Below are 8695 nucleotides of genomic sequence, written 5' to 3' on the forward strand. Positions count from 1 at the left end.
TTAAAATACTCCCAAATACCAGATTTTTGTTCTCCAATTAACTTGTTAGTTTTTTCATAGAATCCATGTTTAGACATGTTACCATTTAAGTAGTATTCTGTATACTCTCCACGAATTCCTTTATTTGATTTACTGTATTTCTTAAAAATATTGCCATTGCAATGAAATTCTGTTCTTTCTTCTGGTTTAGTTGCGCTTGGGTTAAATTTTGTTTTTAGTTGACCGTTTTCGCAATACTCTTCTGAATAGATCCATTTGTATCCATCTAGGTTAACAGAAATTTCTTTAAGTGTGCCAGTTGTTTCATAGTATAATTTGGTGGTACAGGAATTTGCTAGGCAGGAATAAACGGATCTTATTTTTCCAGTTGGCCAAAATAAACTGTCGATTTGCGAGTAAGCTGTGCTTGTGCTTATTATTAGGAAGATTAGGGCAATTGTTTTCATGGTATGTGGTTGATTTTGAACTTGTTATGGCTTCTGTAATGTTATGAGTATCAGCTAGTTATGATTTTTTAATAATGTATATTTGACTAGAATGGGTATTTGAATTAGCTACTCCTTTTAGGTTTGAAAGCAAACCGATTAGAACTGCTTTTATAATTCCCAATATGCCAGTATTCCCTTTGTATTTTTCGCTAAGCATGGATACATAAACTGAGTCAAATGTCATTGGTTTGATATCTGCAATTCTCATGCCGAATTGGCTAATGAGTTTGTCAATGTCTGAAGGTACGAAGTGATAAAGATGACGTGGTAAATCGTAAGCAGCCCAATGTTTTTTATAATGCTTTGCGTCGAAAGAATTACAGTTAGGCACGGCTATTATAAGTGTTCCGTTGTCATCTAATAGTCGATTGACTTGTGCTATTCGTTCCTTTAATGTATGTACGTGTTCTAGAACGTGCCACATTGTAATTATATCGAACGACTCCTCTTCAAATGAGTTCAATGCTTTTTCTTCTTGAAGGCTAATTTGATTGATGTCGTAAGCTGTTTTTCGCGCGGTTGCATCTGGTTCGATACCTGTTATTTCATGGCCGCCGTCTTTGCAGAATTTTAAAAATGCACCTGTTCCTGCTCCTATATCTAACAGTCTTGCTTTTCGTCTGATCTTATCGATCATTGCAAGTTTAGTACTTAAAGTATATATTCTGACGATCTGGTATATCCGATTAATTACTCCTTTATTAGTATCTGAATGGGAGACATATTCCTCGGATTGATAGTAAGGGCCGATGCTGTTTTGGTTAGGTCTTGGATTGGTGTATTTGAAGTTACATGCTACGCATTGGACAATATTGAAATTTTCCTTGCTTATTGAAAAGTCGTTGCTCTGAAGATATAATTTGCTCTCTGTTGAGTCACAAATCGGACAGTTGTTTAAGTTTTCCATAGCTGATGTTTCACGTGAAACATATAGTTTTAGCGACCTAAATGTACCATTAAAACAGAAATATCGGCTGGCGAAACACCGCTGATTCTAGATGCTTGACCAATGGTTCTGGGTTTAACCTGAGTAAGTTTTTCACGGGCTTCAGAAGAGAGAGCCTTGAGTGTGAAATAATCAAATGAATCTTGAAGAAGTAAATTTTCTAATCGTTCTAGTTTTTCAACGTTCTCTTTTTCCTTTTCAATGTATCCTTCATACTTCATGAGGATTTCTGCTTGCTCTTCTATTTGAGGTCGTATAGAGCCCAAATTGGCCATATGTGACCCCAATGACGTATTACTATCGATAACATCCTTAAAGCTCAGCTGCGGGCGTGTGACGAGGTTGAAAATTCTGGTCTTTTGTGAAATTTTGTTGGTGTTTTTCTTTTCTAAAGTTTTATTTATTTCGTCAGGAGTAATGCTCTCTTTTTTGCAGTATTTTATTAAGTCGTTTGTCCCTGTTTTTTTCGTTTCTACAGATTCTAACCTTTCTTTAGAAATCAGACCCAAATCAAAAGCATATGGACTTAGTCTCAAGTCTGCGTTATCTTGACGAAGTAGTAATCTATATTCGGCTCTTGAAGTGAACATTCTATAAGGTTCATCAGTTCCTTTATTTATTAAATCGTCTATAAGTACACCAATATATGCTTCCGATCTTTTTAATATGAAAGGTTCCTTGTTATTATTTTTAAGGTGAGAATTAATTCCAGCTATTAATCCTTGACTTCCGGCTTCTTCATATCCAGTTGTTCCATTTATTTGTCCAGCGAAATATAAATTTTGAATTCCTTTTGTTTCTAAAGTCATTTGCAATTGCATAGGAGGGAAGTAGTCGTATTCAATTGCGTATCCTGGCCTAAACATTTTAACGTTTTCGAAGCCTTCCATTTCTTTCATGGCTTTAATCTGCACATCTTCAGGAAGTGATGTTGAGAATCCGTTAACGTAAATTTCTATTGTATTCCATCCTTCGGGTTCAACGAATATTTGATGTCTATCTCGTTCAGCAAAGCGTTCTATTTTATCCTCTATAGAGGGGCAATATCGTGGTCCAATTCCCTTAATCCTTCCTTGAAACATCGGGGATTTATCAAAGCCAGTTTTTAATACATCGTGTGTATTTTGATTGGTATAAGTGATGTAACAGCTTTTTTGTGTCTTTAATTCTGGTGTATCGGTATAGGAGAATTTGGAAGGGTTTTCATCGCCTGGCTGTTCTTCCATTTTAGAGTAGTCAAGTGACCTCCCATCTACTCGTGGAGGTGTACCGGTTTTCATCCTTCCTGATTCAAAGCCAAAGCTATTTAGCTGCTCTGTAATGCCTTTTGATGCCGGTTCGGAAGCTCTGCCCCCAGATATGTTTTTCTCGCCTAAATGAATAATGCCATTCATGAAGGTTCCTGTGGTAAGTACTACGGAGGTTGACATAATTTTCATACCCATTCCAGTTACTACACCGAGTATTGTTTCGTTCTTAATTATAAGTTCATTAACGGAATCTTGCCAAAAGTCTACGTTTGGGGTGGCTTCTAGTTTTAGTCTCCATGTTTCTGCAAATCGTAGTTTGTCACACTGTGCTCTTGGGCTCCACATTGCAGGCCCTTTAGATTTATTAAGCATTCTGAATTGGATCATTGTCTCGTCTGTAACAATTCCAGAGTATCCTCCTAGGGCGTCGATTTCACGGATTATCTGACCTTTGGCTACACCACCCATTGCAGGGTTGCATGACATCTGAGCAATGGTTCCCATGTTCATAGTGATAAGCAGTACTGTCGATCCCATGTTGGCTGCAGCGGCTGCAGCTTCACAGCCAGCATGTCCACCTCCAATAACTATTAGATCATATTTTTGAAGCATAATATTCCAAATTGTTCCACGTGAAACATCACGAAGAAATAGGGGGAAGCAAAGTTAGATAAAAATCTTCTTTCAACGTCATCTCCTTTTTATCTTTTGGTGATTTATCTTTGTATCCAAGAAGATGTAATGTGCTGTGAATAAGTACTCTGTGTAGCTCTGTGTCAAATGTTTGACTGAATGATTCTGCATTTTCTTTTACTCGATCTATACTGATGTATATATCACCAGATACTTCATTATCCTCACAGTAATCGAATGTAATTACATCTGTGAGTGTATCGTGGTTAAGGTGTTCCACATTAATTTTATGCAGGTCTTCATCCGTTGTAAAGATAAAGCTGATTTCACCCACTGTCTTATCGTAATCGGTAATGGCTTTTGTTAGCCATGTAACAATAGATTGTTCGTTGGATAGTACAAAAGAAATATTCTCCTCATGAAAGAAGATAGTAGAATCGTCCACAAAAAAGGGGATTAATTAGCTAGCAGTAGCTAATGCTGGTACGCTAAAAGAAATACTGATAGTTTTTCCTTCATCGATAAACTCAACCTCATCAGATAAATGTTTGATAAGGAAGATACCTCTGCCATACGGCTTTTCAAGATTTTCTGGTGAAGTAGGATCAGGTAGGTTTTCGTAATTAAAACCATTTCCTTCATCTGTTACTTTAAATAAAATATTGTCTTTAGAAGATTGGAACACCACAGTAACTTGTTTCGTAGGATCGGACTGATTTCCGTGTGCAATTGCGTTATTGACGGCTTCAGTTAAGGAAACAAGAATGTTTCCATAGTAATCTCGGTCAATATCGGATAGTTCACATACGTCGTCGATTAACTTTTCTACAAGTGTTATGTTCTCTAATTTTGAGGCGAATCGTAGCTCTTTCCTTTCCTCTATTTGCTCTTTATCAATCACTTCTTATAAATTTAATTGAAGACTGTTAAAGTAATCATTTACTTTGTTTTTATAAAACTTATTGAGCGAAGGAGGAATTGTTTTTAGCAGCTCTATTTCCTTCTCCTTCATATGATAATACTCCGTAAAGTCCGGTGGAGAAACTATCTCATCCAGACTTTGTGCCTCTTTTGACTCTCGTTTATGATCCCACTCTCTTTCTTTCTCCGCCTTTTCCGCCTCTAACAGTCGTGTAAAAATTTCTTGTTGTCTCTGTATTGTTTGTTGGTTAACAGAGCCGTGTACGATATCCTTCTCAGTTTGTTCCATTAATTGCTGTATTTTTTCCAAATCGCCTTTTCCGTTGCCTCCTTTTTTATCTCCGTCTTTGCCCTGTTTCTGTTGCATTTTTTGGAGTTCTCTTCGTATAGCTTCTTGTTTTGCAGCGAGTTGTACCAATTCTTTACTTTGCATCTTTCCATTCATACCTTTCTTAAGACGCTCATTTAATTGTTTTTGTAAAGCTTTCATTCCACCTATGCCTTCACCAGGTTTTTTGCCTTTTCCTGGCTTTCCGTGGCCCGGTTTGTTACAACTACCCGGTTTGTCGCATTGCTTATTACTTGGCTTTTTACAATCGCCTTTGCTCTTACCTTTCTTTTGTTGCTGCGCCATTTGTTTATTCAACTGATCTTTTGCTTCATCAAGTAGTAGAGCCAAGTTATTAATGGATGTCATGACTAACTGTTGGTGATAGCTTGATTGACTGATTTTATTGTCTAATAATTCCTGGATGCTCTTGTCAATGTTTTGATTCACTTCGGCCATTTCCTTTAGAATAATGGATTTTACCTCCGGTTGAGTTTTGGCTAATGCTATTAGTGAGTCTTGCACCAGTTCGGAGTTTTCTTTGATGTTGAATTGCTCTTGGATATGCGAAAGAAATCGGGGATCGTTTCGATTTGTTTTCTTTACTTCTTCCATTAAATCTTCTTGATCGAAGGAGATGGTCATGAGATTTTCTAGAATTTCTTTTAGCTTTTCTACACTAATAGCATCAGCACTAGCTTCCATTTCTTCTTGCATTTGCTCCATCTGCTGCGCCATTTCTTCCATTTTTTCGGCAGCATCTTGTTGCGCCTCCGAAGCTTTTTGATCTTGGCTTTTTTCGAGTGATTTGGAACTCTGCTGCATATCTTGTTTAATTGCTTGTTGCTCTTGTTCTGTATTCTTCATTTCGGCAGGGGAGTTGAGCTCTTTGTTCATTTTCTCTAGTTCTTCCATTTCTTTCTGAAGATCACTGAACTCTTTGTTTAGCTTCTCCTGATCTGCCTTTTTCTCTTCGTCGCTTTTGTTTTTATCCAGCGTTTCTTCTGATTGTTTCTTTTGCTCTTCGGCTAATTCTTCTAGTCGATCGATCATTTTATCGAGTTTTATTTCAAACTCCATCAGCTTAAATATTTCTAACGTTCGTTCTAATTCTTGCTCATACTCCTCAGAATCGAATTGAAGTTCCTTTAACGCTTCCTGAAGGTCTTTTTTGTCCATTTCTGTAAGCATGTTTTCTAGCTCCTCGAACTTTTCTTTCATCTCTTCCGACATTATCTCTTCGAAAAGCTCCTCAATCTGTTTTTGCATATCCTGACTTTCTTCAGAGAGGTTCATGAATTCAGTTTGTTTTTGAGCGTTTTTCTCGTTTTCGTTCTGAATTTTCTCCACATTCTTTCTCAGCTCCTTTTGCTTCTTGATAAGATCTTCCATTCGCTTCTTATCTGACCAATCGAGGTTTTTCTTGTTTAGGGCCTCTTTGTTGAGTTTGTCCAATTCCTTTTGAAGCTCCGAAGCATCTTTAATCGATTTTTTAAGGAGCTCTTTAATCTTGTCGTTATTCTTTGAATTCTCTTGTGCCAGCTGATTATAATCAGGTAGGTGATAAGTTTTAATTTGGGTACGGGTAGACTTGCTGCCATTAACACCATCGTTATCCCAGACTTCGAAATAGTAGAATATTTCTTCATCAGATTTTAAGCCCAAACTGCTTAGGTCCCATAAATGATAGAACTTTTGTTCGTTTACGTTTTTGTTGATTTGAACAGTCTCGCTTTTGAATTCAGAGACAGAACCTTTGGTAGCTTCCGAAGCAATACGGTAGTTGAGTTTAACGGTTGAGAAGCCATAATCGTCTTTAATAATCCCAGCGAAATAAAATTTAGTTAGCAGTACAGAGTCTACTTTTCCTTCAATTTCTATGGATGGGTATCGATCCGGAATGGCAGAAATGAAATATTGGATTACTTCTTTCGATTTAACATAATCGTTAATTGGTCGAATCCCGTACGTTTCGTTCTTGAAAATTAGTTTCGAGTTAGTATACTCATCATCACCAGATTGGTCAATAATTTCCGCTTTCTCATCGAAAATTACTTCTACACTATTTGCATCTTTTGTATTAAACGTCCATTCTACCTTGGTTCCAATGGGGATGCTTAAGTCTCCAATGTTTTTTAGGTTTTCGTTTGTTCTGTTGATATATCTTGGGTAGATAAGATTTACGGAGAAGTCTAGTACCGTTGGGTTTGGATGAACATTAAGTTCATATTCTTTCGAATATATTTCGTTCGCATGAAATTTAAAATCAGAATTTTTTTGCACGTTGGTAAACGTGTAAGTGTAACTCAATTTGTTCTTCGATCGAAGTTTATATTGGTGGTTGTTGAATTCAATAAAAACTTCTTTTGGAATCTCAGATCCTTCGATGTCGACCACGATTTCAAAATCATTTTGCTGAATGCCGGTAAGCTTAGACTCATCCACAATAAATTTGAATGGAGCAGGAGGGGTGAATGAATCGTTGTGTTTAATAATTCTTTGCGAACCGCTGGATATAATTTGTGGAGCACCCATAGAAATCAATAGCAGCAGTGCAATTGGAGCTAGTGCATAACCTAAGTATTTTTTGTTTTCGGAGAAATCGATGGCCATAGAGAAGTTTACCTCTTTGATCTGATCAATTTTTTGAGAGATACTGGCAATTAATAATTCATTGCTCTTATTCTCACCAGAAAGGTTGTTAAGCTGAATTGCATTTAGAATTTTATCATCAATTGAGTTGAAATGACTACCGATAACTTTTGCTGCTTGTTCGTAGGTAATTTGTTTTCCAAAGCTGAATATCTTGAAAACAGGGATGCAGATCATCGTGAAGAAAACATAACCTGTTGTTGCGAGAAATGAATAGAAAAGGAACATTCTAATTCCCGTATCGAAACGGACAAAATGTTCTAAAAGGGTAATTGTCAAGAAGTAGACGAGAATAATAGCAACGCTAAGAATCACTCCTTTTAGAAGTAAATTCTTGTAATATTTCCGAATAAAGCCGTCGAGCTTATTCAGCAATAAATCAAAATTGCTCTCAGTCATATCTTGTTAATACTTCTGTTGTTACACTCTTGAGGAACGATAGTTTGCCTTAAAATGTTTTAATCGAGTATCATGTAAAGATCGCAAAATTTTAATTGATCTCGAAAGGTTAATATTTACTGGGAAATCACTTCAACTTGACATGAATAAAATGGCTAATTTAGCGGTCCTAAAAAATGAATTAATGTCGGATAGAAGAGTAAGGGTAAGATTTGCACCTAGTCCAACTGGACCGCTCCATATTGGTGGAGTGAAAACGGCTTTGTATAGCTACTTGTTTGCTAAAAAGCATGGTGGTGATTTTATTCTTAGAATAGAAGATACCGACCAGACTAGATTAGTTGAAGGAGCGGAAGATTACGTGAACAGATCTTTAGCTTGGTGTGGTTTAGGGCCCGATGAAAGTCCGGAAAAAGGTGGACCACATGCACCTTACAAGCAATCCGAAAGAAATAAAGCAGGCGGTTATAAGGTTTATGCCGATCAATTATTGGCAGCAGGATTAGCATATTATGCATTCGATACGCCAGAAGAATTGGAAGCGATGCGGGAGCGATTAAAAGCTGCTGGCGGAGATAGCTATCAATACGATTCGAAGTCGAGAATGAGTATGACAAACTCGTTAACGTTAAACGAAGCGGATGTAAAAAGCAGATTAGATTCGGGTGCAAACTACGTGATTCGAATTAAAATGCCAGAAGATGAAATGATAAACTTTACCGATATGGTTAGGGGAGATATTTCGGTAAATTCTTCTACGCTTGATGACAAAGTTTTAATGAAGTCGGATGGTATGCCTACCTATCATTTGGCGAATGTGGCCGACGATCACGACATGAAAATTTCGCATGTGATAAGAGGGGAGGAGTGGTTGCCATCTGCACCGATGCATGTAATGCTTTACAAATATTTGGGTTGGGAAGACACCAAACCAGATTTCGCTCATATCCCATTAATCCTTAAACCTAGCGGAAAAGGTAAATTGAGCAAAAGAGATGGCGACAAACTGGGCTTTTCTGTATTTCCATTGGAATGGAAAGATCCAGAATCAGGGAATGTATCTACAGGCTATAAGGAA

At 37.1% G+C, this 8695-nt stretch carries 7 protein-coding genes; 1 reads left to right on the plus strand and 6 read right to left on the minus strand.

What is annotated here, in order from left to right; translation table 11 throughout:
* The 6 genes from HRT72_10560 to HRT72_10585 form a co-directional block, all read right to left on the minus strand.
* Positions 1-446: hypothetical protein (locus tag HRT72_10560; protein NQY68144.1), on the minus strand; the 446-nt coding region annotated here is incomplete at its 3' end.
* A 58-nt stretch (positions 447-504) separates the two neighbouring features.
* On the minus strand, positions 505-1395 hold the full coding sequence (locus HRT72_10565; GenBank protein ID NQY68145.1) for a class I SAM-dependent methyltransferase: 891 nt from the start codon (positions 1393-1395) through the stop codon (positions 505-507).
* 29 nt (positions 1396-1424) lie between these two features.
* Positions 1425-3296: a tRNA uridine-5-carboxymethylaminomethyl(34) synthesis enzyme MnmG gene (gene mnmG / locus HRT72_10570; protein NQY68146.1), complete on the minus strand. Its 1872-nt coding sequence runs from the start codon at positions 3294-3296 to the stop codon at positions 1425-1427.
* A 28-nt stretch (positions 3297-3324) separates the two neighbouring features.
* Positions 3325-3762: an rRNA maturation RNase YbeY gene (ybeY, locus tag HRT72_10575; GenBank protein ID NQY68147.1), complete on the minus strand. Its 438-nt coding sequence runs from the start codon at positions 3760-3762 to the stop codon at positions 3325-3327.
* Between the two features lie 15 nt (positions 3763-3777).
* Positions 3778-4200 (minus strand): ATP-binding protein, encoded by a 423-nt coding sequence (locus HRT72_10580; GenBank protein NQY68148.1) that lies wholly within the window; start codon positions 4198-4200, stop codon positions 3778-3780.
* Positions 4201-4221: 21 nt separating this feature from the next.
* A complete protein-coding gene (locus HRT72_10585) occupies positions 4222-7617 on the minus strand; it encodes a hypothetical protein (protein NQY68149.1) in 3396 nt (1131 codons plus the stop codon).
* Between the two features lie 184 nt (positions 7618-7801).
* Here HRT72_10585 and HRT72_10590 point away from each other — a divergent pair.
* The coding region (locus HRT72_10590) for a glutamate--tRNA ligase (GenBank protein NQY68150.1) at positions 7802-8695 on the plus strand (894 nt) is incomplete at its 3' end.

Source organism: Flavobacteriales bacterium, from assembly GCA_013214975.1.
Taxonomy (GTDB): Bacteria; Bacteroidota; Bacteroidia; order DT-38; family DT-38; genus DT-38.

Coding starts and splice junctions, on each gene's coding strand:
- HRT72_10565 (NQY68145.1), bottom strand. CDS start 1,395: ATGGAAAACTTAAACAACTGTCCGATTTGTGACTCAACAGAGAGCAAA.
- HRT72_10585 (NQY68149.1), bottom strand. CDS start 7,617: ATGACTGAGAGCAATTTTGATTTATTGCTGAATAAGCTCGACGGCTTT.
- mnmG (NQY68146.1), bottom strand. CDS start 3,296: ATGCTTCAAAAATATGATCTAATAGTTATTGGAGGTGGACATGCTGGC.